Annotated in this window: 3 protein-coding genes; all 3 read right to left on the bottom strand. The window is 70.1% G+C overall.

All coding sequences use genetic code 11. The features are described 5' to 3' along the window. A partial coding sequence (locus GA0115259_RS35025; RefSeq protein WP_176732765.1) for a caspase, EACC1-associated type occupies window positions 1–2,088 on the bottom strand: 2,088 nt, incomplete at its 3' end. A gap of 3 nt (window positions 2,089–2,091) precedes the next feature. Then, window positions 2,092–2,529, bottom strand: a complete 438-nt coding sequence (locus tag GA0115259_RS35020; RefSeq protein ID WP_093604360.1) for an effector-associated constant component EACC1 — start codon at window positions 2,527–2,529, stop codon at window positions 2,092–2,094. Then, window positions 2,526–2,955 (bottom strand): hypothetical protein (locus GA0115259_RS35015; protein WP_218104252.1); only part of this gene is annotated, 430 nt, incomplete at its 5' end. The genes GA0115259_RS35020 and GA0115259_RS35015, both read right to left, overlap by 4 nt.

Below are 2,955 nucleotides of genomic sequence, written 5' to 3'. Positions count from 1 at the left end.
CGTCCCCCGCCACTGGGCGGAGCGGCTGGCGGCGAGGAAGTCGGCCTCCACACCGCGCAGTTCCAGTACGTCCTCGGCGTCCTCGATCCGGCTTCGTACCGCCGCCAGATGGCTGCCCCGGTACAGTCCGCTCGGCAGCCGGCCCGACGCGTCCCAGGTGTCGGCCGCCTCCGCCAGTCCCCGATGGGCCAGCATCGCTTCGAGGTTCACGTCGATCCAGGCCCGCAGCGCCGGCCACGCGTAGAGCAGTGAGTCGTGGCACAACTGGGCCCAGCCGCCGTCGACCACGACGAGGCGAGCCTCCACGAGCCTGCCGAGCAGAGCGGTGTCGCGCTGCCCGTCGTCGGTGGACGCGGCGATGAGGTCGCCGGTTCTGACGCGGCGGCGCACCGCCTTGCCCTCGCTGTCCACGACACGCACCAGACGCAGCACGAGCGCACGTAGGGCCGGCCGCTCGGCCGGGTCCAGGGAGTCCAGGAGGGTATGGGCGGTCTGCGCCACCGAGCCGCGGATACCGCCCGTGGCGTGATAGCCGGATACCGTCAGGCGGCGCCCCCAGCGCCCCGCCCAGGTGGCCCTCAGAACGTGGGCGAGGAACGGCAGGGCCGTCGTGTGTCCCATCCCGCCCTGCTCCAGGCGCAGTTCGTGCAGCAGGATGTCGAGGAGCCCGTCCTCCAGCAGCAGCCCCGCCTGGGCCGCCGGGCCGGTGATCGCCTCGCCCAGTTCCTCGTCGGTCAACGGCGGTACGGTGAACTGACCTGCCAGCACCAAGCGGGACAGTCGGGAGTCGCGCAGGCAGTGCCCGTAGTAGTCGGCACGCAGACCCAGGACGACACGGGGGCCGGGTCTGGAGGCGGTCGCGACCGCGCGGATGAACAGATCCCGCTCCTCTGCGTCCTCACACTGTGTGAAGATCTCTTCCAACTGATCCACCACCAGCACCCGGGGAGCGCGGCGACCGTCGGCAGAGGCGGGGAAATTGCCGGTGCCCAGCGCGTCCGCCACCTCCGCGAAGGGACGACCTACGGCCTCGGACCAGCGGGAGACCAGCTCCTGGAACGGCTTGGGCCCCGGGGCCGGAACCAGGAGCACCGGTCCTACGCTGTCGGCGGCCGCCAGGCCCGCGCGCAGGAGCGAGGACTTCCCCGCGCCCGATGGCCCGACCAGCACCACCGGCCCGACGGCTTGGGCGTCGGTCACCCGGTCCACGAGGACCTGGGTCAGTTGCCGGCGTCCGAAGAAGAGATGACTCTCCTCGGGCAGGAAGGGCCGCATGCCGGGATACGGGCAGTGCGTGCCGTCATCCTCTGGCGGGGGCGGCAGGAACGCGGGCGCAGGGGTGTAGCGCGGGTTCGGTGCGAGTGTGAGGTCTCCCATGCGCCCGGCGCTGTCGGCGTGGGGGCGCACCGCACTGTTCTGGAATCTGTGGTCCAGATGTCGGTAGAGGTCGTTCAGTGTGAAGCGAACCGGGCCGCCCGGTTCTCCCTCGGTCAGCACGCGCAACAACTCGCCGCTGAAGAGGGTGTGCGTCTGCCCCTTCGGCGCGAAGGAGACAGCGTAGTGCGAGGCAGAGCTGAGCAGGAAGCTGCCTGCCGGGCGCGCCGACGCGTACGGATCGCTTCGCTGCGCCGGTGAGGCCGCTTCGGCGAGGCCGGAGAAGCAGCAGTCGAGGATGACCACGGAGCGTGCGGCCGCCTCGCTCAGCTGGTTCTTTATTTCCGCGTAGGGGACGGCGTGGACCGTGCTGTCCGGTACCGAACTCGCCGAAGTGGCCAGGTACAGCAGATCCCCAGGGCCGAGGAGTCCGTGGCCGACGAAGTAGAAAAACACGACGCCGCCGTCCGACGCCCCTGCTATGGCGCGTTCGACGGCGGCCAGCACCTCGGTCGGGTTCTCGGGGTCGGTGAGCAGTTCGACATTCCCCTGCTCCATCCCGCATGCCGTGTGCAGCGTGGCGGCGATGTCGACGGCGGACCGCCGGGCACTGGGCAGGCTCGACAGAGAGGCGCCTGCCTGATGATGCCCGGTGCCGACCACGACGGCGCGGCAGTTGGGTCCGCTCAGACCGGACGTGCCCGTGTGCTCCACCGATCAGACCTGTTCCCGACCGGGCGGCCGCTCCGGTTCCCCGGGCTCGGAGCTGCCAGGGGCCGGATTGGGGCCGGAGGTGTCGGGTGCTTGTATTGCCTCCGCCACACGCAGCGCGAGGCTCCCCGACATCTCCGGCGTGAGCCCGCGCACCCGCTCGGAGGTGACAGTGATCTGGACCCCGTCGGGGCGGGTGATGGTGACGGTCTGGTTGCCGCGGCGGTTCTGCAACCAGGCCACCACCGCCGCCGCGAGAGCCGCCGTCAGTCCACCGGGTGCGAGAAGCAAGGTGATCAGCTCTTCCCGCGCCCCCATGCTGTCAGCCGGCGGCTCGTGCGTACGCTCCCGTCCGACACCGCTCCGAAGCTGCGGGTCGCGTAAGAGCCAGCGCCGCAGATCTGCGGACTCACCGGTATCCGGGACCAGCAGATCGACTCTCATATTCCCCCGCTCAGAGTAATGACCCCACCACTCTCGGAGATTATCGTCCCCTGGTTCGTGGTACCAGAGCCCGACCGTCCGCCGCGTGTTTCTTTGAAGATCAACAGAAGGAGTCCCGCGCAGGCCCGGTACTGCTTCAGCTCACCCAGGACCACGTCGGTCACTTCGTCCCGGCCGTCCTCGTGGCGGCGGATCAGGTTGATTACGGGGATGCCCGTGTCGTCCCGGACTGCGGCGGACCCGTGTTCGCCGATCTGATCCGGCAGGTAGCGCAGGAAACTGCGCGTCGGCACCATGTACGTCCCCAGCTCACCCGGAATCTCGTGGTACATGAGCGGCGCCGGCGTCCGGGCATCCAAGGCGTACATACGACGTCGCGCAGCGGCCCGGCGACCGGCTCGCGCCGGGCTGGCACGCGGCCCGACA

The sequence above is a fragment of the Streptomyces sp. MnatMP-M17 genome, assembly GCF_900091995.1.
In the GTDB taxonomy this organism is placed as follows: Bacteria; Actinomycetota; Actinomycetes; order Streptomycetales; family Streptomycetaceae; genus Streptomyces.
This window is presented reverse-complemented; position numbering and strand designations above follow the sequence as displayed.

Coding starts and splice junctions, on each gene's coding strand:
- GA0115259_RS35020 (WP_093604360.1), bottom strand. CDS start 2,529: ATGAGAGTCGATCTGCTGGTCCCGGATACCGGTGAGTCCGCAGATCTG.